Raw genomic sequence first — 24,932 nt, forward strand, 5'->3', positions numbered from 1 at the left:
TCTCTGGTTCATCCGCTGGAGAACCTTTGCGAGAACCCTTGCCTCTCATTGCAGCAAGGCCGCTGCACTGCTGGACCAGGCTGGTACAGGCCCGGTGACCGCGGCGGTTGCCCATCGCGCGGTGTCAACAAGCTCGTGGCTGAGACCAGCTTGTCCGCCCTTGCGACGCTCCCACCGGTCTAGGCAGGATGGAACCGCAGGCTCGGTCACGTTTACGGCGAAGGGTGGGCCGCGATGTTCAAGTCCGTTACCTATGATCGCGTCGCGGCCATGTCGCGGCAACCTGGTCGCGTTGGAAACCGTGACAATCTGGAGCTGGTCCGCCTGGCCACGCTCGCCGCCTCCAGCCATAACACTCAACCATGGCGTTTCCGCGTCGGTGAGCAATTCATCTCGATCCAACCCGACCGCACCCGCCGATGCCCAGTGGTGGATCCAGCAGACGCACACCTCTACCGAAGCCTGGGCTGTGCCGCAGAAAACCTGGTACATGCCGCTTCGCTCCAGGGCTATGCCGCGACGGTGAACTACGACGACGTAGCCGACGCGGTGGTGGTTTCGATAGATGCGGTGCCTGGTGTAACGGCGACGGAGCTGTCGAGGGCGTTGGTCACCCGCCAATGCAACAGGGGGATGTATGACGGGACTCCGGTCATTCCCGAGCATATCGCCCTCCTTATGGGAGCCGGCACCGGTCGAGAAGTGCGTTGCCTGATTCTCACCGAGACAGCCGAGATCTCCGCCGTGTCTGAACTGGTCGAGCGGGGAAACCTTGCGCAACTGACTGACGGGGCCTTCCGCGAAGAGCTGCTCAGCTGGCTCAGGTTCAACCCAGCGTCGGCCCTGAGGCAACGTGATGGTCTGACGGGCCGGGTGAACCGGCAACCACCGCTGCCCACGGCGCTCGGCAAGACCATGGCTCCTGTGCTGATCAACGCGGCCGCGCAAGCCAAGGCTGACAGCGCCCGGCTGGCGTCCTCCGCAGGGGTGGCGATATTCCTCGCCTCCACCGACACCAAGGAGGCATGGGTCGAGACCGGTCGCGCTTACGAGCGGTTCGCCCTGCAGGCCGAGCTCCTCGACATCCGCTCGGCGTTCCTGAACCAGCCAATCGAGGTGCCTGCGCTGCGCGACGAACTCAGGGCCCTCCTTCACATCACTGAGGAGCCACAGCTCCTGGTCCGGTTCGGACACGGTTCCAGGGCGCCGTACAGCCTTCGCCGTCCACCTCGAGAGGTGATCGTCGACTGACACGCTGGACGCCGGGACGTGCTCATCTCGCCGACCTGCCTGGCGCGCGGGGTCGTGCTCGTAGCGGAGTCTTGTCGGCTCTTCGCCCCACGTCTGGAACTAGCCGCCAGGAGCGTGATCGCACGCCATCGTCATGAGCGAGGTCCTTGGCGGGCAGGCAGTCGATCCCGTGAAGCCGGTCCGGCCGCTGCGCGCGCGTCATCACGGCGTCGGAGGAGTGGGAGGAGCCGCAGCACGGCCGTGAGGAAGAGGATGACCGCCAGGGCAGCAACCACGAGGGCGAGGTCGGGGGCCCAGGTCCACGCGCTGGCCCAACCGAGGGTCATCAGCAGGAGCACCAGGGCCGCAGCCGTCACCGTCCTGGTCGCGACCCCGACTCCCCGCCATACCCGGCGTCGTTCACGGATGGAGGTGCCCACGGCCCGGGAGGCTCGCAGCAGCCCCCACAGGGCGAGACCGAGGGGAATGAGCACCGCGAGGTCGAACAACAGGTAGAAGCGCTGAAAGGACGGCAGCTCCAGGACAGGCTGGCCCAGGGCGGCGTGGGCGACGTTGCGCGTCACACGGTCGGAGATGAACGGGTTCCCGGGCACGGGGCTCTCGTTGGAGGCGTTGACCACGGTCGCGACCGCGACGTCCTCGGCCGGTGAGAAGAGCAGCAGAGTCGAAGTGTCCGGGGTGTTCCCGGGGTGGAAGACCACGTCGTCTCCCCACGGGCCGCCACGGAACCAACCCATCGCGTACTGCGAGGCCTGCCCGTCGGCCCACGGGCCGAGGTGGGCGTCCATGGCCGGCGCGAGCATGGTCTCCAGTGCCTCGGCGGACACGATCCGGGTGCCGTCCGCAGCGAGCCCACCGGCGAGGTACATCGCAAGGTACCGGCCGAGGTCCTCGGCCGACGAGATGAGATAACCGGCCGCCAGGGTCGCCTGCCGCTGGGTGGGGTCGGTCGCCACCGGCAGCCCGAACCAGAATCGGTGCCCGCTGCTCAACCCGTCGGCCGCCGCCGGCGCGGAGGCGACGTGGCTGTGAGTCATCTCCAGCGGGTCGAAGATTCGCAGTTGGACGTAGTCCCCATAGGTCAGACCGGAAACCCGCTCGACCACAAGCCCGGCAAGCACAAAGTTGACGTTGGCGTACGCCCACCGCTCCCCCGGCGATGACACCAGCACCGCCCCGGACACTTCGGCGACCGCCTCCTCCGGCGTCCCGTCCGCGGCAGACGCCAGCAACGGCCCACCCGTCAGGTCGTCCAGACCGCTGGTCTGCTGCAGCAAGTGACGCACCGTGATCTCGTCGACGGGCTCCCCCGGCGCCAGCTCGAACTCTGGCACATACTCACGAACCGGCGCGTCGAGCTCGACCTCACCAGAGTCGACCAGCTGCAGAACCGCCAACGCGGTGAACGACTTGCTCGCCGACCCGATCACGAACGGGGTGGCCCCAGTCGCCGCACGACCCGCACCGGCATCGCCCACACCCCGAGCCTGCACCCGTCCACCAGAGACAACCGCCACAGCACCTCCGGGGATGCCGACCTCCTCCAGCTGTTCGCCCAGGACGTCCTCGGCGCGCTCGATCGAGCGCGCAGCCTCATCCACAGTGTCACGCACCCCTCCCTGCGACACGGCGACAGATGTCGGCGCTGGCACCATCAACAGCAGCGCGGCGGCGACCGCGGTCAGCACCCTCAGCCAGAACCGAGACACTCGGACGGTCATGACCTCCCCACCCCGGCGAACAGTGCCCCAGGTCTGGCCGCGACCCTCACAGCTCTTCCCGCGGACTCCCTGTCGGTTGTCGAGATCTGTCTCATCGGGCGCGGACCGGTTCGCCGGTCATCAGCCATTGGCTCAGGTCGGTCTGCCGCTTGTCGAGGTGGGTGCCGTCGTACCGCCCCTGCCGTCGGTCACCGATGATCCGGCCGTCGACCATGGACAGGACGCGCTCGGTGCGGGCGGCGACCCGGGGGTCGTGGGTCACGATCATGAGGGTCATGCCGTCGTCGTTGAGCGCGGTGAGGATGTCCATGATCTCGGTGGCGGCCGCGGAGTCGAGCGCGCCGGTGGGTTCGTCGCCGAACAGGATGGTGGGGGAGTTGATCAGGGCGCGGCAGATGCCGATGCGCTGCAGCTGTCCGCCGGAGGCCTGCGAGACGTCGCGGTCGGCCAGGTCCGCGACACCGGTCCGGTGCATGAGCGCCAGTGCGCGGTCGTTGAGCTCGGTGCGTGGTGCAAGTCCGGCAAGGTAGGCCGGCAGGATGATGTTGTCGAGCAGGCACAGATTCTTCAGCAGGTGGACGTGCTGGAAGATGAACCCCATGCTGGTCAACCGCAGGCGGGCCAGCTCCTTCTGCTTCATCGAGGCCAGGTCCTGACCGGAGAAGGTGACGGTGCCGGCGCTCATGGTGTCCATGCCACTGATGGTGTAGAGCAGGGTGGACTTGCCCGACCCCGAGGGTCCCATCACGGACAGGTACTCGCCGGCGCGGACCTGCAGGTCCACGCTGTGCAGCACGGTCCGTCCGGAGAAGGACCTGGTCAGTCCGGTCGCCTGCAGGAGGGGGGTGTCGGTGTTCATCGCGGTCGCCTATTCGGTGGTGAGGGTGGAGATGCTGGCCTCGGAGATGGAGCGGGAGCTGGCGCTGGTGGTGAGGGCCACGGTCGCGAGCAGGGCGGCGGGCAGGGCCAGGTAGGTGAGGAGGGGGTTGACCATGAAGTCGATGCGGCTGGTGCCCTGTCCGAGCGACTCGATGCCGCCGTAGACGAACTCGAACATGAGGTTGAACATCCCCTGGCCCAGGGTGTTGGCCGCCACGGTCCCGACGACGACGCCGATCAGGAGCACCAGCAGCATCCGGGTGAGGTACTGCCGCCGCAGACCGGCGTCGTCGGCACCGACCGCGCGCTGCACGGCGATCTGGCCGGCGTCGCGGGCCAGGAGCATCCGCACGAACAGGGCGGTCATCAGAGCGGCCAGGGCCAGCGCCACGGCGGCGGAGACGAGCGCAGTGATGGTGATCTGCTCGGCGATCGGGCCCAGGGTCTGGATCCGCCATTGCTCGATGTCCGCGACCGTGGCCGGGGCGAACTCGTCGGCGAAGGCGGCGGCCTTGTCACCGGCATCGGCGCCTGGCACCAGCTCGACACCGGCCATGTACCACATGACCTCGCCCTCACCGGTGGGCAGCACGGACTTCGACGTCGTCCCCCCGTTGGTGATGTCCTGGTAGCTCCCGACGACCGCCAGCTCCCGTTCCTGGGTTCCTACCTGGACCGGGAGGGTGTCACCGACCTGGCGCCCGGTCTGGTTCATCGCGAGCAGTGACAGCGCGATCTCGGTGCCGTCGACCGGTGCCCGACCCTCGGCATACGTCAGCGGGAGCAGGGTGTGGTTCCCGTTCTCCACGTAGAGGCTCGCTGTGTTCCCGTCCTTGTCGATGGTGTCGTTGCGGGTGGTGACCATCGGGGCGACGGCGCTCACCTCGGGGTCGGACTCCAGCCGCTCGACGCTCCGTGCGAACTGCTCCGCCGAGGCGGGGTCCGCCTGCCGCAGCTCAATGCGCATGTCGACCTGGCCGGTACCCATGTAGTTGACGAAACCGGGGGCACTGGCCGTCGCGGCCGAACTGATAGGCACGATGATGATGAAGGTGCTCACGGCGAAGACGAGGAAGAGCAGCAGGTAGGTCGGCGCGCGGCTCACGACGTCCATCACACCGAGGCGGAGCTGCACCGGCATCCTCGAGCGGTGCAGCCGCATACTCGACCTGGACCGCCCGCCGGCGGACCCCGCGCTGAGCGCGGCCACGGCGCTGATCTTGTCGAAGCGGCGCAGCAGCAGGACCACGAACAGCACGAGCAGGGTCAGCACCGCCAGTGCGGCCAATACGGGGACCACCCAGTTCCAGACGCTGGGGACCGAGCCCATGTAGCGGGTGATGTTGCGGGTGAGCACAGGCGTCAGCACCAACCCGACGGGCAGGCCCAGCACCGTGGCGACCCCCGCCAGGAGGGCGTACTTGGTCAGGTAGATCCGTTTGATCCCGCGCCCGGGGGCACCGATGGCCTTCAGGACCCCGATCTCGCGGTAGTCCTGTTCGGCCGCGGTCAGGAACGAGAACCGCAGGCACAGCATCCCCACGACCAGAAGCAGCACAGCCACGAGGATGATGACAGCAGCCACCATCCCGTCACCGACCATGGTGAACATGCGGAACGCTGCGGCGTCCACCATCTGACCCGCCGCCGGCATCCCCGAGTCCTGGTAGGCCTTCTGGAAGGTCGCACTCTGGCTCTCGGGGTCGTGCAGCCAGAATTCGATGAGCTGCTCCACCTGCCCGGTGTGCGCACGCACCTCCTCCAGGTCTGACGGTGACACCGCCAGCCGCTTGGAGCTGGTCACCGCAGGGTTCATGATCGAGTCGCGGGCGAAGCCGGCGATCACCAGCTCGGTGGCGAAGCCGTCCGAACCGGTGATCCGCACGGGGTCTCCCACATCCAGCCCCGCCTCCACCTGGTAGATGACCGGCAGCACGATAGTGCCCGGCTCCACCTCGAGGATCGGCTCGTTGTCCAGGTCGAGCAGCAGGTCCCGCTCCTGGTTCGGCACCACCAGCGAGTTCTGCTGGATGTTGTCGGTCTGGGCCACCCCGTCGAAGAACAGGTCCGACCCACCGATGCCCAGCAGCAGCATGGTCTGGTGGTCGGCCACCTCTTCCCGGCCGGCCACCCAGGCGTCAAGCTGCTCCTGGTCGTGGAGGCCCGCATGCAGCTGCGCCACGTGGGGAGCATCGGCCTGGGTCATCAGACTGTCCGACGCTCCGACCAGCCGGACCAGGGTCCCGGCGCTCGCGGTCGCCAGCACCACTGCGAGCATCATCAGCAGAACGAGGATCAGGGTGACCCCGCGGTTGCGACGGTAATCTCGGAGGACCATGCGGGCGTACACGACGCCTCACTCTCTAGCGGCTTGTGAAACTAGTCAAGCACTCGGTTGGTCGGCCGCGCAAGACTCTTTCCCCGCGACCGATCGCAGCGGTGATGACCGGTAACTGGACCGGCATCGGCCCCGCGACCTTCTGGCTCGTCACCATGGACCCGGCCGTCGGCAACTCCCCACAGGGGCATGGCCCCATCTCGGCCGAGAGTAATCTCTTCAGGCACCGTTGCCATCTGCGAGGGCCGTTGTGCCGGTGAGTACGTCGTGCTCGACGACGCGATGGGCTTTGCGGGGCTCCTCCAGAAGAGGGCTGTGTGCCGAGTCGTCGAAGACGTAGAAGCCCTTGACAGGGGCTTGCAGCTGCTCGAAGTAGTCCCTCGCCAGAGAGGTGGCACAGGTGTAGTCGTATTTGCCTTCGAGGAAGTACACCGGGATCTGCAGTGCTGGGACGGTGCTGCGTAAGTCGGTCCTGATGAACTGGTCCCACAGTCCGAAGCCCCGCGAGAACCCTCGGCCGCGCCACAGGTTCAGTTTCTCCTTCGGTGTGTAGCCGCGGAAGCGCAAGAGGCCAGAAAGATGCCGGAGATGACCGACCTCATGTCGTGAGTGGTGCCGATCCCGAGGCTGTGCATGGCGGTGTCGCGGACCTTCAGGTAAGGGGTCGGCGTTCCTTCGGTCAAGGTGACCGGGCTCGCCTCAAGCGCGCGCACCATGCCCGTATCTCCACGTCGACGGTACTCGGTCAGCATGTAGTCGTAGGCGATCTTCTCGGACTCAAGCTGGTGGACCATCTGCGCCATGCCGAGGTAGGCCGCATACCGCTCTGGTGATCGTGCGGCGGCTTGCAGGGCGATGTGACTGCCCCAAGAGTGTCCGAGCAGGTAGATCCGGTCCTGTTCGAACCGGCCGCGCAAGTAGTCGGTCACCGCGATCGTGTCGTCGATGAACTGCTCGATGGTCATGGACTCGGGCGGGATGCGGGGGTCGTATGAGAGGGCTGCGCCGCGCTGGTCCCACCAGACGATGGTGAACAAGTCCTCCAGGCCCGTCGGGTACTGCTGAGTGAGGGGGTAGTCGGGCATGCCTGGCCCGCCGTGCACCCAGAGCAGCACCGGATTGGTGGCGTCCTGGCCGCGGATGACCATGCCCTGGTGCACACCGTTGATGGGCACGGCACGCTTCTCGGAGATGCTGCCGGGGACCGTGCGGCCGTCGGCGTCTAGGAACGCCTCGGTAGTTCCTGGGCTCCACCACGCCAAGAGCCCCGTGACGGCCAGTGTCGGAACCAGCATCACGACCACTGTCCTTCTGAGTCCTCGTCGGACGTCCCACATCCAGTCTCCTGCGACGGGGGATCGTTCAGGGCTGCGCGGTCGAACCGTGAAGGCACGCGGGAGCCGCTTCATGGCGTCCCACGACCATCTGGCCCGTTCTGACCTGGATCGTGCCTGATCGCAGACGAGGATGTGAATCGGGCCGGCGAGGAGCAGACGGGCACGCGAACGTCGGTCGCGTGAGAGGAGGCACTGAGTCCTGCCGTCCGGGAAGGGATCCCCTCATGCCCGATACCGGTGGTGCTCGTGTCGCGGCTCCTGATAGTGCGAGAGCTGTAGCGGCATATGACGACGCAGTGCATCGAGGCTCCAGACGGTCCGCTGCTCCCAAGTTCGGCGCCGCCACTCTGTACCGGACTTACACGGCATTGATTCCCAGGGTGCTTCCAACCGCTCGACGACGACACGGAGCAGACGGTGTGACGGCGATGATCTGCGTCACCCCCGTTGCCTCTCGACAACTCTGGAACCGGGGACCAAGTGGAGCAACACGGGCGCAGGACCTGAACGGAGGCGCTCCCCATAGACCGCAGCGACCATGAGTGAACCGCCGACAGCGACCTGTCGCACGCGTTGCGGGTGAGCGGGAACTGCGAACACGGGACCTCCAGAGGGCGCCATGGGTTTGCAGCGGCGGGTCCCCTGCAACCGATCTCAGCATGCGCCTCGTCCCGGTCCGCACGACAGGGCCTTTGGTCACTTCTGGTCGGGCCTTCGCCACTAGTTGTACTGACCTGACAGGTTAATCAATCTGGTGATAGGTGGCTTGTTCCCGCAGGCGGTGTGGGGTCGATGATGATTATATTCGTGGAGCCATCCCGCCAGATCGTCGCGGCGCTGCCTCTCGCTGGCGTAACAGCGCGCATAACCCCACCCATCAGCCAAGGTGCGATGGAATCGTTCGATCTTGCCATTGGTCTGTGGCCTGCGAGGCCGAGTCCGAGAGTGCCTGATCTCAAGTTCGGCACAGATGTCTCGCCACACGTGCGAGACGTAGGCCGAACCGTTGTCCGAAAGTACCCGCCGGGTGGTGATCCCGCGGTCGGCGAACCACGCCACAGCCCGGATCAGCACCGCAGTGGCTGTTGCGGCAGTTTCGTCATCGTGGACCTCGGCATAGGCCACCCGGGAGTGATCATCGATCACCGTATGCACGAAGGCATACCCCATCTTCGGGTGGTGATACTGATTCTTCGGCTTCCCCGGGGTCCCAGCCCGGTTCCTCCCGCCCTGGGAGCGACCCACGAACCGCCACCCGCCCCCGTCAGGGATGTTGCCCAGCTTCTTGACATCTACATGCAGCAGGTCTCCCGGTGCGACGTGTTCGTAGCGGCGAACGGGCTCACCGGTGGCCCGGTCCACGTGGCCGAGCCTGTGCAACCCACAACGAGTGAGCACGCGGTGAGCGGTCGAGGGAGCGACCCCGGTCGCAGCGGCAAGCTGGACCGGACCGACGCGCTTACGAAGCCGCAGGGACACGATCCGCTTCGTCACCGCCGGCGAGGTCTTTGCCGGCATCCGGTGCGGACGGCTGGAGCGATCGGTCATCACTTCCCCGGCTGCATACCGGGTCGCCCAACGCTTCACGGTGGGCCAGGCGCACTGAAACCGGGCCGCTACTTCTGAGATCGGAACGCCCTGATCGACGACGAGCTGGGCGACTTTCAGGCGGTGACGCGGAGTAAGAGCAGCGTTAGCGTGGGACATGGGAGCCTCCTGTGCGTGAGCGGATACCTAGGCAGTTCCACTCCACCGCAGGGGGCTCTCCTTGCGCCAGGGTTCAGATCAGCGGATCACACTGACTTAACCAACGTCCCCGGTCAGTACAACTAGTGGTCGTCTGTGCGCCGTCGTACGGTGGTCGTGTCAGTCGAAGTCGCCCAGGATGCGGGGCGCGAAGATGGAGGATTGCCATGACTGATATGTGGCTCACTGAGGGGCCGAAACGGCAGCGCAAGCCCCACGTCGCCTCAGTCGTAGGCGCTTCCACGCCGCCAGCTCATGGTGTCCGGGACGGCCAGCCGTCGACCGCTGTGTCGGTCGTCATGGCCGTGCTCGTACCGGCCACCGCCGGACTGTTGGCTGCCGGGGTTCGGCTGGATCCGCCACTGCGCGGCCCCTCGCCGTCGGTCCCCGCCTGCGTGCTTCAAGGGGACCATCGCGCTGCACGCCGACGGCAGCCCCGAACTGCGCGGACGCTGCGAACTCGAACGTACCGAGGACCGGGTGACGCTCACGCTCGATCGGGTCGGAGCGTGGCGCACACGGCAACGCCGCCCGCTGCTCACGGCGCTGTTCCGGTTACCGATATTCCGCCGGTGGCCGATGAGTCACCGCTGGCTGGCGACGCTGGATCGCGCCGCACCCACGAGCTCCGGGTGGACATCGCGATGGTTCCGGAACTCGTGAACGTGCGGTCCGGACACAGGACCAGGGAGGAACCATGAACCCACCGCACACAACTTCGGCCCGCGAGCAGCACGAAGGCGCTGCCTGGGGGCGCCGGGTCGGCACGGGCCTGGTCGTAGCGAGCGCCGTCTATGTGGTTGCAGCCTCGATGATGGGCCTGGTGTTCGCCTCTTCCCCACCGCCGCGGCTGCTCGAGGGAATGTACGACTTCGAGCAGGGCCGCGCGCTATACCAGTGGGGGTTCGTCGGTGCCTCGCTGCTCGCACCCGCGTTCGTCTCCATCGTGCTGCTTCTGGCAGCCGCGGCGGGCGTACCCCCGTCCTCGGTGCGCCGGTCGACAGCCGGTGTGCTCCTGGGCGCCTACGTCGCGTTCGCGACGCTGGCCTACACCTCCCAGTACACGTTCTTCCCCGACCTCGTCGACCGCGACCCCACAACCGCCGCGCAATGGTACTTCCACGACGTCGAGTCCATCCCCTACGCAATCGACCTCGCCGGCTACGCACTCCTTGGTGCCGCCGCACTGCTCCTGGCCAGCCTCCTGGCCGAACACGGTCGACGCTGGTTGGCTGGTTGGCTCACGGGGATGGGTGCGCTCTCCATCGCGGCATTCGTGCTGTACGCCGCAGGGACGGGCCCCCTCGCGGGCATCGTCAGCCTCACCAGCGCTGTGATGTCGCTACCGATCGCCACGCTCGCTTTCCTCCAAGGCCGCACCCTACGAGCCGACGGCACGAGACCTGGTCCCCAAGATGGGTCCACGGCGAGATCACCCGTCTAAGGGGTGGCACATGCTGACCAGCCCCGCGCACCCCCTCCATCGGGGCGCGCCACAGCTGCCCCTGACCGCCGGTGCGACGGCGAGCGCCATCGCGGGCACGAGTGCTTACCTCAGCACGTCCGGGGCCGTGGCGTACTGCGAGTGAACGACTCCCGCTCACCGGGTGTCACCAACGTCGGGACTCAGTACAGCTAGCGCCGGTGGGAGCGGGCAGGGTTGCGTCTATGGTTTCCTTCACGCCACCAAGGAGTGCTGCGGTCTGCGAGTCGCAGCGACAAGTGGCGGTCTTCCTGCAACGGTAATCTGTGTCCCTGTTACCGAAGGCGTACGGCGCTGAGGGCGCTGTATAAACGAACATCGCAGGCGGAGTTGACCGTGTCGTACTCACGTCGAGTCTCTGCGATCGCGCCTCAGTTTTCTCACTGCTTCAGAAGAACGTCCTGGATCGTCGTTCCTGGCAGGCCCGGGATCACCTGCGAATCCCGATCTTGACGTGGATGGAGCGGATCTGTCACCGATGTTGCAGGCAGAAGTGACTCTCGGGCTTGACCCAGTGGAGTACGAAGCAATCATGAACACAGGCGTCGCTGTCACGGCGTGACTGTAACTGACCTGACCTACAGTTTGGGTTCCACTCGTCTTGACTAGCTTCTGGCGGTGAGCGGTTGAATCGCGTGTGCGAGGTCGTAGTCATGCGGCGTGGCGTAAGCGAGACCGGAGTGGCGGCGTCGGCGGTTGTAGAACACCTCGATGTACTCGAAGATCGCGTTCGCCAACTCGACCCTGGTCCGCCACTTCTTACGATTGAGCAACTCGATCTGCATCGAGGACCAGAAGGACTCCATCATCGCATTGTCCAACCCGTCACCCACGGTCCCGAACGAGGGAAGCAGCCCTGCTGAACGGATCTTCTGAGTAAACACCCATGAGGTGAACTGGACTCCATGATCGGCATGAACGATCCCTCCTGCCTTGGGCGTTCGCGCGCGAATCGCCATATCCAGAGCGTTGACGACCAGATTTGAATCCTGCTTCGAATCGATCGCCCAGCCGATGATCTTGCGGCTGCACGCGTCTAAAACCGCCGCGCAATAGATCTTGCCTTCCCTGGTGGGATGTTCGGTGATGTCCGTGACCCAGAGTTCGTTGAGCCCAAGGCGATGGAACTTACGGTTGACCAGGTCATCGGCGGTGGCCACGCCCTTGAGGCGCTTGACCCGAGTCGGCCCTGGTAAGCCACCCAGTCCTGCGCGGCTCATCAGCATCCAGACCAGCCGGCTGGAACAGGTGACCCCCATCCCGAGTGTGAGCTCGGCGTGGATCCGCCGGTAACCATAGGTGCCACGGGACGCGATGTGGACCTCGCCGATGAGACCTGTGAGCCAGCGTCGACGCAGTTCCGTAGCGCTGGTGGGGCGCCGCCTGTAGCGGTAGTAGCCCTGGCGTGAGACTCCCAGCAAGCGGCAGCAGGTGTTCACGGGTTCCCCGGCGTCGACGAGACGGTCAATCACCGGGTGCGCCCTTTCGGGTCGAGAGGCTCCTCATCCAGCCAGGTGGACGCTCGTCGGAGGATCGAGATCTCTTGCTCGAGCTGACGCACCTTAGCGCGGGCGGCGCGCAGCTCCGCCGATTCCTGGGTCGTGTGGCCTGGGCGGAGACCGTGATCGATGTCGTCCTGGCGCAGCCAGGAGTGCAGTGTGACCTCGTGGATGCCGAGATCGGCCGCGGTCTGTTTGACCGGTCGGCCCTCGCGCACGAGTGAGATGGCGCGGGCCCTGAACTCTGGAGGATAGGGGCGTGGCATGGTGATCAGCCTTCCAGGAAGGCCATCGGCTAGCGAGGGATAGTGGAACCCAAACTGTAGGTCAGGTCAAACTGTCACCTATCAGTGCGGCAGATCCTCCACACGCGGCGAGTTATAGTTCTGAGAACTAATCGAACCATCCCATAACTGTCGCGATGGCGTCCGAACACGAGTCGACGACCGCGTCGACGACTTCCTGGACGGCCTCCTCGGCGTCCTCGCGCCGCTGGTCGGCCTCGGCCTGAACGGCACGTTGCAGACCCCATACAGCGTCGGTGGAGTCGAAAAATAGGGTCAGGAGCTCGGATCCGAAATCGACAAAACGCCGCTCGATATCGAGCGTGGTCGTATCAAAGAACTTGCCAAGCACGCTCTCGAGGTCACTTTCGCTGGGATTGCCCAACATGCCACGAAGAATGTCTCGCTCCGAAGTGATGTCATAGTTGGACCAGTCCCGTTCAGGCACGATGATGGGAAGCGGCAGTACCGAACCCAATACCGCTGCAGCGTCGATAATCCCGGCACCCGCCAGCAGGGTGTTCCAACCCTCGCTCTGCGCGGTTTTTCGTGCGACGTGGCGGAAAACTTCCGCAAGCTTGCGCTGGCCGGCGTAGTGTTCGATGAGTGATTGCTTGCCATGTCTCCCGAGCCAGAGGGCGGCCACCCCGGCGACGGCGGGGCTGGCGAAAGATGTACCTTGCGAACGCCTGACAGCTTCCTCTTGGGCGTCGAAGTCCGCGACCCACACATGCTCGGCGGGAGCGGCGATGTCCAGGCTGAGTCCGAGCGAGGCGTTACCCCACCTGGTTTTGTTGACGGTGCTTCCTGTGGCAGCGATGCAGTCTCGATACAGAGCTGGCGCGGGAACGAACGGAGAAATCTGGCCGCCGGCCGCAACCACGATTATGTTTGAGAATACTGCGAAGCTGACAACTCTCTCGAGGTATTGGTTGGCATAGCCGCCGAGGCTCACGGTGATGATGTCGACATCCTGCTGGATGCAGTGCCAGATGCCTTCAGCGATATTGATGTTGCTCACGATTATCACCGAGTCAGTTGCACGGACTGGGATTACCCGAACTTGGTTCGCAACTCCAGTGACCTCATGGTTTGCATCCACCGTGGGGTCAGGGCCCGTCGTTCCAACCCCGCTGCCGGTAGTTGTTGAGATACCTCCCCTGCTCGCCAACACGCTGGCCGTCGCTACTCCATGGCCCGGGAAGGGGCCGGTGAGAGGATCTGTCGTGTCTTCGGACCCTGTCAGCACGTTAATGCCACCTTGCGAGTAGACGTCGACTAACTCGCTATGGTCCCGGTCACCGGTGTCCACCTGCCCCACAGTCACGCCGAGACCGCCGTGGTTCGTGGTCGGCCAGTTGATGCTGCGCAGACTCCACGCATGGTCGTCCGTGCCATCGGATGGCGACCGTGATCCTCCGGAGGAGAAGCCAACGAACGTCGGTGGCTCATAGCCGCCAGGGGACGGTGTTGGAGGCGGCGGTGCGGGTTCTGGCGAGGTGGTTACGCGCCACTTCTTGTAGAACAACTCGGGTTCTACTCGCACGAAGTCGCATCTTTCCTTGAGTCGATACGCGATCTCGAACAGCGTGGACTGCTCAGGCGATGCCAGCTTCATGACCATGCTGCGGGTCATCGGAAGGGTTAGTATGACGAAGTCTGCCAGCTTGAACTTGCGGTCGCGGGCGACCGCGCCTGGGAACATGTTCCGCACGTCTACATGATCGCGGACCTTACCGGTAATGCGGAGCCGCCCGGGTAAGTCGCCAAGGTCCACCGGCAACTGTGGACGGTGCTGGCCAAACCGCTGCACCTGGCCAGAATGTCCGAGCGCCTGGGAAACAAGCGTCTTGACCTGGCCAAGGTTCGCCGGTCCATCAGTCTGGATCACAAAGCGGACGAGCCTCGTCTTGGAGGGACCATGCCATCGTAGGCGTCGTGGATCCAACTGTGGCACGTTCAGGCCGCCGACTAGTTTCAAATCGATGGTGCCCATAAAGCCCCGTCCAGATGCACCGCGTCCCCGTGAGGTAGTGGAGTGTGACAGTAGCAATTCAGGCGCTGCAGGTCCATAGCTAGCGCCACAAGCAAACGACCTGCCAAGTGCGAGACCAGCTTGGCTCGGACCATCAGGATCTCCAACTGCAACCGATCAAGGTCCGAGTGTTTAAGCGCACGCACGGGGATTGTGCTCACCAGGCTTCGCAGCTGAGGCCAAATCTCCACCACAGTCAGTAGTCGCACGGCTGGTGTCGCGTCCTGACCCATAGGGCCGGTTCTCCGCCACGCGACTGGGGCCGATCAGCCGCCGAATCGGTCGTGCAGACAGTTCCGCCCTATGCCCAGCGACAAACGGTCGCCGGGAGACCGCCCACCTACCCTGCCAGCATGGCCAGGGCGACCCGGGTCCTCGCCCACGGCAGGGTTCGACCGGATGCCCGCTGGCCAAAGGCTCACGCGACACCAAGGGCTCAGGTGGAGTTTATGTCGCACACGGGTCGGGGAAACCTCAGATACCACCGTCAGGGTCTTCGGCGCGGAGGTGTACCCACCGCGTAAACCCTTGAAACCCTTCGCAAGAGGTACATTCTCCGCGCCAGCTCTGGAATGTAGTGGCATGTACCCACCTATAACCCGCTTCCGATTGGTAACTCGTATGTCACGGTGCAGTGTTCTTGAACCATGCGCCGCAGCCAGGCGCGCCACCGCGACCCACATGGATCAGCCGCCTGCAAGTGCTCACGAGAGGCTTCTGGAACTTCGCATGGGTCCGCGGCACGGTGAGGTGACTCCTGACCCGCAACCCTCAGAGACCCCAGAGACCGCAGAGTGCTACGGAAAATCATGTCTTGGCACATCTCTCCGGAGCTCCGGGGGCGAGTCCTGACCGCCTCTTAGTTTGTGGTGTCTACACCGGAGGTGCGCGCGAAGAACTGGAACCGGTCCCCCCGGAACGCCGACCGAGTCCACTCCACGGGAATCCCGTTCGCGTCCAGGCCGCGCCGCTGCGTCAGCAGCAGAGGGGCTCCCGTTTCGATACCAAGCAGGTGGGCCTCGAGGGGGCCGGCAACCACAGTCATCACGGTGTCTTCCACTTCAGCAATTGTGGTCCCGTAGTGGTTCCTGAGAATCGCGTACAACGAGCCGTTGCGCGCGAGGTGCTGTTTCAGGTCGAGCAAGTCCCCAGGCAGGTAGGCGGTCTCGTGGGCCAGCGGCTCCCCGTTAATGACCCGCACGCGTTCCAAGCGCGTGAGTTCCCCTCCCAGGGGGACGCGCAACTGTTCGGCAAGGTATGCATCTGCAGGCACTGTATCTATCCCCAGGATGTCTGATGTGCTCTTCAGGTGCTGCGCTTCGGCGTCCTGGGTAAAAGAGGTGAGCTGTCGGACGTAGGTCGGACGCGACGGCGCCACGAACGTCCCCTTGCCTTGCGTGCGGTTGAGCAGGCCCTCAGCAACGAGCTCGGAAATGGCCTGCCGCACGGTCGTGCGGGATGTCTGGTACCGAGCGGCAAGAGTGCGCTCAGTGGGAAGGGAAGCCTCCGGCCCTGCCTCCCTTGCCAGCCGGCGGAGTTCTTCCTTCACCCTGTAGTACTTAGGTGCGGCGAACTCCCTGGCGGTCATACCACCCATGCTACCGCTCTCGACGAAAAATGGCCTAGGCCAATCTATTGACTTAGAAATTGGTCTAGGCCAAGCTTGTCAAATCTGATCACCACACTTACGAGGGAAGCGAAAGGAATCGTCACGATGCATATACCTAGGAGGTCACGGCACCTTGCCGTGATGACCGGCACGGGTCTCTCACTCGCCCTTCTCATGTCCGGATGTTCGGGAGCCTCAGGAGGTGAGGAATCAGACGGCACCATTGAGGTGTGGGCGCATGCCGGCCAGGCCGCTGAGAGTGAGGCCCTGCAGGGACTCGTTGAGGATTTCAATTCCTCACAGGAAGATGTCACAGCGAACCTGACACTCATCCCCGAAGCTGACTACACCAGTACTATTCAGTCGACCTCGGCGGACGAACTACCTGATGTCATGGAGATGGACGCCCCGACGATGGCCTCGTTCGTCTACGACCGCAAGCTCATCTCGTTGGACGACGTCGTGTCCTCCGAGACGCTCGACAACAGGATTGAAGGCATTAAGGAGAGTGGCACGTACAACGATGCAACCTACGCCGTGGGCCTGTTCGACGTCGGGCTGGGTCTGTGGGGAAATGCCACCCTCTTGGATGAGGCGGGCATCGAGGCGCCGACCACCGCCGAAGAGGCATGGACCGTCGAGGAATTCGAGGCCAACCTCGCCGAACTGGCGGAGGTCTCACCATCTGGCCAAGCCATTGATCTCGGAGAGGCCAACGGTTTCGCGGCGGAGTGGGGAACGTTCACCACAACACCGGATATCTGGTCGGCCGGCGGCACTCTGCTGAAGGATGGCAAGGCCGAAGGCGTGCTCAACAGCGAGGAGAACGTCCAAGCGCTCGAAGCATGGGCCTCTTGGCGGGAGTACGCCGATCCGAACACCAGTGGAACAGCTTTCCCTGACGGGCAGACTGCGCTGACTTGGACCGGCAACTGGATGTATCCGACCTTCAGCGAAGCGCTTGGAGAGGACCTGGTGCTCATGCCGCTGCCGGACTTCGGCCTTGGCACGAAGGCAGGCCACGGTTCCTGGCAGTGGGGCGTCACACCTGCTGCCGAGGGCAATACAGACGCAGCCGGATCATTCCTGGACTTCCTCCTTACGGACGACAGTATCGCCACGATGGTCGAAGCGAACGCCGCTGTGCCCGGCAGCAGCTCGGCCCTGGAACAGAGTGAGCTCTACGGGCCGGACAAGCCCCTGGAGCTGTTCGCGAACAATCTCGCCTCGGCCTGTGGCTCGGAGAATGTCACTGAGGAGTGCATCGCCGTCGCCCGCCCGGTGACACCTGGGTATCCCACTGTAACCAGCGCGTTCGGCAGCGCCCTTCTTGCCATCTGGGGTGGGGCGGACGTCCAGGAGGAACTTGATTCGGCCGCTCGGGCGATCGATTCCGACTTCTCTGACAACAACGGCTACCAGGACGACTGACCATTCAGGAGGCGGGGCCCCTAGGCCCCGCCTCCTTGTCGAAGGAGTTTCTCATCGTCACCACCACTGGCCTCCAGCCCCCTACTGCCCCAGCAGTAAAGGGACAGCCCCCTGCTGCTCCAGCAGTAAAGGGCCGGCCACGACAGATCACCACCGCCCGCCTTGCGGGTCCCCTAATGGCCGCACCAGCCGTGCTATTGCTGTTGATCTTCGTCGGGGTGCCGTTTCTGGCCTCGATAGGCTTCTCTCTGTACAACCTCCGGTTGGGAGACCCTCGTTCGCCGACGTTCATGGGGATCACGCAGTACACCAGGATCTTCACCGATCCGGACGTCTCCGGAGCGTTTCTCGATGCGCTGCTGCATAACCTGATTTTCGCGGCGGTCGTCGTGCCAGTGCAGACGGCTCTTGCGCTGGCCCTTGCGCTGCTGGTCAAGAAGAGCCTTCCAGGCATCGGAATCTTTCGTTCTCTGTACTTCCTACCGGTTGTATTCCCCATCGCCCTGGTCGCAATCATCTGGCGTCTCATCCTCGCCCGCGGCGATTCAGGACTGCTGAATTCGGCACTTTCATTCTTCTCTGGAGGATCATTCGGCGCGCAGGATTGGCTGGGCTCCGGATTGACGGCACTGGCATCGGTGATCGTACTGTCCATCTGGCAGGGCTGTGGGTTCCAGATGGTGATCCTACTGGCAGCACTCCAGCAGGTCCCCCCTGAACTGTATGAAGCAGCTGAACTTGATCGTGCCAACGGGTGGCAGCGCTTTCTGCACGTCACGCTGCCGGGCATCAAGACGACCATCGTCTTCGTGGCGCTTTACACCATGATCCTGTCCCTGCGCGTGTTCGATCAGATATATGTCCTGGCCAAGTCTGGCGGAGGTCTCAACGAGGATGCGACCCGAACCGTCATGTATGAGGCCGTGACCGCAGCGTTCGACGAGAACAACATAGGACGGGCGAGCGCAATCTCCGTGGTCTTCTTTGTCATCGTGGTCATCCTGTCCCTGATCCAGCGGCGGGCAACCAGAGAGAGGGAGGGCTGACATGGCGCAGACCACTGCATCAAGGCCGAAGATCAGTCAACGCGAACTGAAATCACGCATACCGCACTACGGTGCGCTGTTGATCACAGGAACACTGTTCTTCACCCCCGTCGCCTATATGGTCGCGGCCTCATTGGCCCCGGCCAGCGACACCCTCGCGGGCTTCCGAGTCTTCAATGTGACGCAATGGGGGCTGCACAACTATGCGGGCGTTGCCTCCAGCCTCTCCTCTGACAGCACAGGGCATCTCTGGCGCTTCTTCGCCGTCTCGTTCACGGTGACCATCGCCGTCGTCGGACTGGGGCTGATCGTCAACTCGATGGCGGCCTATGCCCTGTCGCGGCTCTCGTGGCGCGGCCGAACGGCGGCACTGTTCGCCATACTGCTGTTGCTCATCGTGCCTTTCGAGGCCGTCGCCGTCCCGATGTTCTACCTCTACAACGACGCCCGCAATACGCTGTGGATCCAGATCGTGCCGTTCATCGGGAACGCGCTGGCGATATTCCTCTTCTATTCCTTCTTCTCCGGGATACCGCGGAGCATCGACGAGGCGGCGAGGATGGACGGGGCAGGGCCCTGGCTCATCTTCTGGCGGATTATCGCACCCATGAGCAAGCCGGCCTACGCCTCAGTGGCGATCCTCACGTTCCTCACGCAGTGGGGATCCTTCCTGTGGCCAGTCCTCATGATCTCGGACCCGAACCTCAGGCCGCTGCCGCTGCAGATCAGCGTCTTCGCCGGCCAACTTCCACCGGCGTGGGGCCAGGTCATGGCCTTCGGCGTCCTCCTGGTGGTGCCGGTCATCGTGGTCTTCCTGGTCTTCCAGCGCTGGTTCATCGAGGGTGTGGCGAGTTCGGCCGTCAAGGGCTAGCCCACCGCCGCTCAACCGCGCCTATCAGAATTCACCAGTAACACCCGCGTCCACCCACAAGAAGGGACATCCCGTGGAAGTCGTCATCCTGGCAGGTCCAGCTGAAGTGGGAGCCCATACCGCGGCGCTCATTGCCCGCCGGAGCGCCGCATCTCCTGAGATGGTCCTCGGCATCGCCACGGGCTCATCGCCGATGGGGACCTACCGGGAACTCGCCCGACTGCGCGCGCAGGGCACAGTCGATTTCGATCACATGCGCTGTTTCGCGCTCGATGAGTATGTGGGGCTGCCTCGGCAGCATCCGGCGAGCTATGGGGTCGTCGTCGCACGGGAGGTGACGACCGCCCTGGGTCTGGAACCCGCAAATGTCAGCACCCCCGACGGATCGGCCGCTGATCTCCACCAGGCTTGCCGGGACTATGAAGCGTCCCTGACTGCAGCAGGGGGCGTGGACTTGCAGATTCTCGGTATTGGAAGAAACGGACACATCGGCTTCAACGAACCGATGTCCTCGCTGGCCTCGCGCACACGGATCAAGAGACTGTCCGCGCAGACACGGGCGGACAATGCGCGGTTCTTCCCACCAGGTGAAAGCGTCCCGACGCACTGCATCACCCAAGGGTTGGGCACAATCATGGAGGCTCGTGAGATCGTCCTGGTGGCGCAGGGGGAGGCGAAGGCCAAGGCCCTCGCCGCGGCGATCGAGGGCCCGGTTGCCAGCGCGTGCCCCGCATCGCTGCTCCAATTTCACCCCCACGTGACGATGGTGCTGGATGAAGCAGCGGCGTCACAGCTGACACTGACGGACCATTACCGGTCCGATGAAGAATCGACACCGTGCTTCGCCGGGAGGCCCCTATGACTTTTCGCCTGCACGACGACTGGGTGTGGGACAGTTGGCTCGCGGATGATGGTGAGAACTACCATCTATTCTTCCTTCGCGCGAAAAGAGCGCTGATCGACCCGGATCGACGCCACCACGGTGCCTCGATCGGGCATGCCAAGTCTGTGGACCTCGAGGAGTGGACTCTTCTCCCGGACGCCATCACCGCCGCAGATGGTCCGGCCTGGGACGACCTGGCGACCTGGACAGGGTGCACCGTCCACGCTGCGGATGGCACATGGCATCTGTTCTACACCGGCGTCAGCCGGGTCGAGGATGGGCTGCACCAGCGGATCGGCTCTGTTGTCTCGGATGACCTCCTGACCTGGAGGCGTTCTGAGATGCCTGCACTCCAGGCGGATCCCCGGTGGTACGAGAAGCTGGGCGACGGAACCTGGCCCGACGAGGCATGGAGGGATCCCTTCGTCTTCTTCGATGAGAAGACGCAGTTGTGGCAGATGGTCATCACCGCCCGCAGTCGAACCGGTGACCCCGACCAACGTGCCGTCGTCGGGCACGCCGTGAGCCCGGACCTTACGCACTGGGAAACGCGCCCGCCGCTGTCTTCTCCCGCGGGCTTCGGTGAGATGGAGGTGATCCAGTCACGGGAGGTCGGTGGAGAGGCAGTACTGCTCTTCTCGTGTCTCCCGGACAAGGCGCCCGGCATAAGGTCCGACGCAGCCAGCACCGGCACCTGGATCGCGCGTGGGGAGAGCCTGTTGGGCCCCTGGGACCTCGTCGGCAGCTCGAGCTTCTTCCTACCGGGCATCTACGCCGCACAGCTGTTCAGGAAGCGAGACGGGGAGTGGATCGTCTTCGGCTTCCAAAACAGCGTGGACGGACGCTTCGTAGGAGAGATCGCCAGCCCCGTCGCGCTGGCCGACCTCCTGGCAGGACAGACGCTCTTCCCCGTCTCGACCACAACTACGTGACATTCCACCACCCCTCAGAAAAGGAGAAGCCACCATGTTCCAACGACAGATTGCAGCCGCTTCGGTTGCCGCGCTTGTTGTCGGCGGTGCCGTGCTCGGTGCCGGACCAGCCCATGCGGGACCAGGGAAGATCACCGATGTGACCGTGATGTCCTTCAACATCCACTACGGCGCGGACGGCGACAACATCTTCGACCTTGAACGCACAGCCTCCGTGATCGAGGACTCCGGTGCCGAGATCATCGGCCTGCAGGAGGTGGATAACCACTGGGGCGCGCGCAGCGACTTCATCGACGAGGCGGAATGGCTCGCCGATCGGCTCGACATGCATGTCGTGTATGGAGCGAACCTCGATGAACCTCCGCTGCCCGGTGATGTGGACAACCGCCAGTACGGCAACGCGATCCTGAGCGAATATCCGATCATCTCCTCGGAGAATCACCTGCTCACGAACATCGAGTACGAGGAACGACCCACGGAGCAGCGCGGCTTGCTCGAAGCAGTGGTGAATGTTCGCGGCAACCACATCGCCTTCTACAGCACGCACCTGGACTTCCAGCGTGAAGAACAGCGCGCACTCCAGGTCCAGGAAATCATCGACATCACCGGCACCAGCAAGCGGCCGGCGGTTCTCGTTGGTGACCTCAATGCGACTCCAGACGCTCCGGAGCTGCAGCCCCTCTTCTCGGTCTTTACTGACACCTTCGCAGCCCTCGGGCAGAACGAGGACTACACCTTCGGTCCTGATCTGGAAGGACTCCCCGGCAGCGGTTCCGTGGAGAACCCCAGCCTGCGCATCGACTACATCTTGACCGCTAGGGGTGTCACCGCGACCTCTGCGCACGTCATTCAAACCACGGCATCGGATCACCTGCCCATCGTTGCAGAGCTGTCGATCACGAAGACCCCCAACGGCAAAGTGAAGCAACGGTAAGCAGACATGGAATCAGGGCAGTGCACGGGGCCAAGTGTCGTTCTTGCCGTCGATATCGGGGGTACCACAGTCAAGGGCTCCGTCTTCGTCGAGGGCGTGGAATTATCCCCGGGGCGCACTGTCCCAACATTCAAAGGGTCACTGGGCGCCTTCGACGCGGTCCTTGCGATGGTCTCCGGCCTCGCGAGGACCGCGCGTGCGCTCGGCCACGAGCCCACCGCCATCGGGGCAGGCACCCCCGGCCTGGTCGACACTCGCGCCGGCCTGGTGTGCTATGCCTCGAACCTCGGCTGGACAAACCTGCCGCTGGGGCAACTCCTCGAAGAACGGGTAGGCGTTCCGGCACTGATCGATCACGACGCCCGCACAGCCGCGCGAGCAGAAATGGCGGTGCGCCCTGCATTGCAGGACTTCGTGTTCATCCCTATTGGCACGGGCGTTTCAGGCGCCGTCGTCACAGCCGGAAAAACAGTGATCGGTGCTCGTGGACAGGCAGGCGAGCTGGGGCACGTCCCCACCATGCCCAATGGTCGGCCTTGCTCCTGCGGGCAGTTCGGGTGCCTGGAAGCTTACGCCTCTGCCAGCGCGGTCCTCGCGGGGTACATCGCAGCTGGCGGCACTGCCGATAGCGCTGAGGAAGTTGCAGCGCTCGTGGGCACGGACGCACTCGCTGATGAGGCGTGGTCCGAGGCCGTCAATGCCCTCGCCAAGGGGATCATCATGCTGACCGCAACACTTGATCCAGCGGAGATCATCATAGGAGGAGGCCTGAGCGCCGCAGGGCCTGTACTTCTAGATCCTTTGCGCGAAAAGGTAGGAAACCTATTGGGTTGGCGCGACTCCCCGGCGATCAGCACATCCCATGCCGGCCCTCGCGCCGGTCTCATCGGCGCGGCACTACTCGGCACCACTGTTCAATCCAGCTTCAGCCACACGAGCCAGGGAAGTCCATGACCAACACACACCGCCAGGTAATCCTCGGCCGAATTCACACCGGACTCACCGAACACGCTGAAGGCGCGTTAGCCATCGAGAATGAACGAATCACGTACGCCGGGGCACGAGAGTATTTCGATCCGGAGGGTTGGCCCGTACCGGACGTCCTGGAATCCGGAGATATTTTGGTTCCCGGATTCGTTGATACGCACTGTCACGGCGCCTTCGGCGCGGACTTCTCCACATCAGCCGAGGAACCGGTCCGACAGGCGCTGGCCAAACTCCACGAGTTCGGAACGACCACGGTGGTGGCAAGCCTCGTCACGGCCCGCAGAGACGAGATGCTCCGCGCTGCTGCTCTCTTCGGCGCACTTACAATTGACGGTTCCGTGGCAGGCATCCACCTTGAGGGCCCGTTCCTCTCCCACGCGCGCTGCGGGGCCCAAGATCCGCAGTGGCTGATGCGTCCCGACCTCGAGCTGACGGCGCAGCTGATTCAAGCCTCGGGTGGCACCATTCGCGCCATGACATACGCACCGGAACTCGAAGGGGCAATCACGCTCGTCGAGTTCCTGACAAGCCTCGGCGTTGTGCCCTCGATCGGCCACACAGACGCTGACGCGTCCACAACCGAGGCTTCACTGGCTCACGCACGTCAAGGAATGGCTGCCTCCAGGGGCATCGGAACGTTGCCCACCGTCACCCACCTGTTCAACGGCATGCCCACCATTCATCACCGTTCACCTGGGCCTGCGATGGCCTGTCTGCGCGCGGCAGCCCGAGGTGAGGCGGTCATTGAACTGATCGCAGACACCTTGCACCTGGATCCCTACACCGTCGAATCCGTCTTCGAACTGGTCGGTGCTGACAACATCGCACTGGTGACAGACTCCATGGCGGCCGCCGGTCTTGACGACGGGACCTACCGATTGGGACCTGCGACCGTGCACGTCAACGACGCGGCAGCCACCCTCAGCTCGTCCAGTGCAATCGCCGGAGGAACTGCCTTCATGAGGGACATCTTCCGGAACACAGTCCGAGCAGGAGTCCCGTTCGATCACGCCCTCCGCTCAGCCACCGTGGTCCCCGCGCACACCCACGGACTGAGCGAGCGAGTTGGGAGGCTAGCATCAGGGCTGCATGCAGACGCTGTCATTCTCAATGACGATCTCAATGTGGCGAGAGTCCTGCGACGGGGAACTTGGATAGCCTGACAGTCCCTGGCGCGACGACATCCTTCCACACCGCCCTCGGACAAGCCCGACCAGAGGAAGTGACCTACAGCCTGGTTTCCAGTCGTCTGGACGAAAAAGTTGCCGGGTCACCTTCTCCGCGACCACCGGAGTCGACTCGATCCGGGCTCATCCGGGGAAACGTTGGGGTGAAGCGTCCCAGGTTCTCTGCCGCTGTTAAACCGGCTGCGGCTCACTCACATTAGCTGCGTAGTAAGCGCGCTCGTACTCTACCGGGGCCAGGTTTCCCCGCGTCCCGTGGAGGCGACGGTTGTTCCACCAATCGACCCAGCCAGCGGTGGCGAACTCGACGTCTGCCAGCTGCCGGTAGGGGCCCTCGTGGAAGACATCGGTGCGGATGCACTCGGTCTTGAACAGCTCGGCGCACACCGGCCAGCCCCAGGCTGCGCATGGCCCGGTCTACTGCGCCCCGGGAGGCACCCGGGATCCTGCGGCGGGTCAGCGCAGTCATCTTCCGCCGGCCG

Annotated in this window: 18 protein-coding genes and 2 pseudogenes; 10 read left to right on the forward strand and 10 right to left on the reverse strand. The window is 64.2% G+C overall.

Features of this window, described 5'->3' with window-relative positions; translation table 11 throughout:
* Nucleotides 1–234 precede the first annotated feature (234 nt).
* Nucleotides 235–1,251 carry an Acg family FMN-binding oxidoreductase gene (locus LSI54_RS09650; RefSeq protein WP_241478244.1) on the forward strand — a complete coding sequence of 339 codons (1,017 nt, stop codon included), beginning with the start codon at nucleotides 235–237 and terminating at the stop codon, nucleotides 1,249–1,251.
* 131 nt (nucleotides 1,252–1,382) lie between these two features.
* On the opposite strand, the gene LSI54_RS09655 is transcribed toward LSI54_RS09650, so the two are convergent.
* The 6 genes from LSI54_RS09655 to LSI54_RS09680 all read right to left on the reverse strand — a co-directional run bounded on the left by LSI54_RS09655 (nucleotide 1,383) and on the right by LSI54_RS09680 (nucleotide 9,233).
* Nucleotides 1,383–2,972, reverse strand: coding sequence for a serine hydrolase domain-containing protein (locus tag LSI54_RS09655; protein WP_241478245.1), 1,590 nt, complete (start codon nucleotides 2,970–2,972; stop codon nucleotides 1,383–1,385).
* A gap of 91 nt (nucleotides 2,973–3,063) precedes the next feature.
* Complete coding sequence (locus tag LSI54_RS09660; protein ID WP_241478246.1) at nucleotides 3,064–3,831, reverse strand: ABC transporter ATP-binding protein; 768 nt, start codon at nucleotides 3,829–3,831, stop codon at nucleotides 3,064–3,066.
* A 9-nt stretch (nucleotides 3,832–3,840) separates the two neighbouring features.
* Complete coding sequence (locus tag LSI54_RS09665) at nucleotides 3,841–6,189, reverse strand: FtsX-like permease family protein (protein ID WP_241478247.1); 2,349 nt, start codon at nucleotides 6,187–6,189, stop codon at nucleotides 3,841–3,843.
* Between the two features lie 219 nt (nucleotides 6,190–6,408).
* The gene (locus LSI54_RS09670) at nucleotides 6,409–6,621 is read right to left on the reverse strand and encodes a hypothetical protein (RefSeq protein WP_241478248.1); all 213 of its coding nucleotides are present in this window, start codon (nucleotides 6,619–6,621) and stop codon (nucleotides 6,409–6,411) included.
* A gap of 98 nt (nucleotides 6,622–6,719) precedes the next feature.
* Nucleotides 6,720–7,484: an alpha/beta fold hydrolase gene (locus LSI54_RS09675; protein WP_241478249.1), complete on the reverse strand. Its 765-nt coding sequence runs from the start codon at nucleotides 7,482–7,484 to the stop codon at nucleotides 6,720–6,722.
* A 762-nt stretch (nucleotides 7,485–8,246) separates the two neighbouring features.
* Entirely contained in the window at nucleotides 8,247–9,233 is a 987-nt protein-coding gene (locus LSI54_RS09680) for an IS481 family transposase (protein WP_241478250.1), read from the reverse strand.
* A 736-nt stretch (nucleotides 9,234–9,969) separates the two neighbouring features.
* Here LSI54_RS09680 and LSI54_RS09685 point away from each other — a divergent pair.
* On the forward strand, nucleotides 9,970–10,716 hold the full coding sequence (locus LSI54_RS09685; RefSeq protein WP_241464587.1) for a hypothetical protein: 747 nt from the start codon (nucleotides 9,970–9,972) through the stop codon (nucleotides 10,714–10,716).
* A gap of 644 nt (nucleotides 10,717–11,360) precedes the next feature.
* Here LSI54_RS09685 and LSI54_RS09690 read toward each other — a convergent pair.
* From LSI54_RS09690 to LSI54_RS09700, 3 genes and pseudogenes are all read right to left on the reverse strand, one after another.
* A pseudogene (locus LSI54_RS09690) lies at nucleotides 11,361–12,520 on the reverse strand (IS3 family transposase).
* Between the two features lie 127 nt (nucleotides 12,521–12,647).
* Nucleotides 12,648–14,429 carry a S8 family peptidase gene (locus LSI54_RS09695; protein WP_241478251.1) on the reverse strand — a complete coding sequence of 594 codons (1,782 nt, stop codon included), beginning with the start codon at nucleotides 14,427–14,429 and terminating at the stop codon, nucleotides 12,648–12,650.
* A 1,003-nt stretch (nucleotides 14,430–15,432) separates the two neighbouring features.
* Nucleotides 15,433–16,161 (reverse strand): GntR family transcriptional regulator, encoded by a 729-nt coding sequence (locus LSI54_RS09700; RefSeq protein WP_241478252.1) that lies wholly within the window; start codon nucleotides 16,159–16,161, stop codon nucleotides 15,433–15,435.
* A 75-nt stretch (nucleotides 16,162–16,236) separates the two neighbouring features.
* On the opposite strand from LSI54_RS09700, the gene LSI54_RS09705 reads away from it, so the two are divergent.
* The 8 genes from LSI54_RS09705 (at nucleotide 16,237) to LSI54_RS09740 (ending at nucleotide 24,429) form a co-directional block, all read left to right on the forward strand.
* Complete coding sequence (locus LSI54_RS09705; RefSeq protein ID WP_241478253.1) at nucleotides 16,237–17,613, forward strand: extracellular solute-binding protein; 1,377 nt, start codon at nucleotides 16,237–16,239, stop codon at nucleotides 17,611–17,613.
* A 176-nt stretch (nucleotides 17,614–17,789) separates the two neighbouring features.
* Nucleotides 17,790–18,659, forward strand: coding sequence for a carbohydrate ABC transporter permease (locus LSI54_RS09710; protein ID WP_241478254.1), 870 nt, complete (start codon nucleotides 17,790–17,792; stop codon nucleotides 18,657–18,659).
* 1 nt (nucleotide 18,660) lies between these two features.
* Entirely contained in the window at nucleotides 18,661–19,530 is an 870-nt protein-coding gene (locus LSI54_RS09715) for a carbohydrate ABC transporter permease (RefSeq protein WP_241478255.1), read from the forward strand.
* 73 nt (nucleotides 19,531–19,603) lie between these two features.
* Nucleotides 19,604–20,392, forward strand: coding sequence for a glucosamine-6-phosphate deaminase (gene nagB / locus LSI54_RS09720; protein WP_241478256.1), 789 nt, complete (start codon nucleotides 19,604–19,606; stop codon nucleotides 20,390–20,392).
* Nucleotides 20,389–21,345 (forward strand): glycosyl hydrolase family 32, encoded by a 957-nt coding sequence (locus LSI54_RS09725; RefSeq protein ID WP_241478257.1) that lies wholly within the window; start codon nucleotides 20,389–20,391, stop codon nucleotides 21,343–21,345. The genes nagB and LSI54_RS09725 overlap by 4 nt, the downstream gene beginning before the upstream one ends.
* 34 nt (nucleotides 21,346–21,379) lie before the next feature.
* Nucleotides 21,380–22,279 (forward strand): endonuclease/exonuclease/phosphatase family protein, encoded by a 900-nt coding sequence (locus tag LSI54_RS09730; RefSeq protein ID WP_241478258.1) that lies wholly within the window; start codon nucleotides 21,380–21,382, stop codon nucleotides 22,277–22,279.
* A 6-nt stretch (nucleotides 22,280–22,285) separates the two neighbouring features.
* Nucleotides 22,286–23,233, forward strand: coding sequence for an ROK family protein (locus LSI54_RS09735; RefSeq protein WP_241478259.1), 948 nt, complete (start codon nucleotides 22,286–22,288; stop codon nucleotides 23,231–23,233).
* Nucleotides 23,230–24,429 (forward strand): N-acetylglucosamine-6-phosphate deacetylase, encoded by a 1,200-nt coding sequence (locus tag LSI54_RS09740; RefSeq protein ID WP_241478260.1) that lies wholly within the window; start codon nucleotides 23,230–23,232, stop codon nucleotides 24,427–24,429. Before LSI54_RS09735 ends, LSI54_RS09740 begins: the two co-directional genes overlap by 4 nt.
* A 195-nt stretch (nucleotides 24,430–24,624) precedes the next feature.
* On the opposite strand, the pseudogene LSI54_RS09745 reads toward LSI54_RS09740, so the two are convergent.
* A pseudogene (locus LSI54_RS09745) lies at nucleotides 24,625–24,825 on the reverse strand (IS3 family transposase); the annotation flags it as partial.
* Nucleotides 24,826–24,932: the final 107 nt, after the last annotated feature.

The sequence above is a fragment of the Nesterenkonia sp. AY15 genome, assembly GCF_022565855.1.
Lineage (GTDB): Bacteria > Actinomycetota > Actinomycetes > Actinomycetales > Micrococcaceae > Nesterenkonia.